Origin of the sequence: Psychromonas sp. Urea-02u-13 (assembly GCF_002835995.1) — a bacterium.
In the GTDB taxonomy this organism is placed as follows: Bacteria; Pseudomonadota; Gammaproteobacteria; order Enterobacterales; family Psychromonadaceae; genus Psychromonas.
In genome coordinates this window covers 1-286 of sequence record NZ_PJBZ01000318.1, presented here as the reverse complement: position 1 = coordinate 286, position 286 = coordinate 1, and the positions used below count along the sequence as shown (strand labels likewise).

Genomic DNA, 286 nt, shown 5'->3' with positions numbered 1-286 from the left:
TTCAACTGCACTCATTGTTACTGTCATTGCATTTCCTATGGAATGTAATGTAAACATTTTTAGTAAATCCTTTTCAAAAGGTTTAAATATATCTAGAGAAGGTGTATTTATAAATACCTGAGCGACTTCTTTCGGTGTATCGATAGACTCAAATAATTTTGAGAAAAGGGATTCAAGGAGATCAGTACGTCCTTGAGTGTTTAAATCATTTAGGCGTTTCAGAAATATACTCTTTACCACTATTTCGATATTATTTTCAATAATATCTTTCTCATAATTATCTATA

At 29.7% G+C, this 286-nt stretch carries 1 protein-coding gene; it reads right to left on the bottom strand.

The features are described 5' to 3' along the window. Nucleotides 1-286, bottom strand: a 286-nt coding sequence (locus CXF74_RS21845; protein WP_157822543.1) for a hypothetical protein, incomplete at both ends; no start/stop codon positions are given.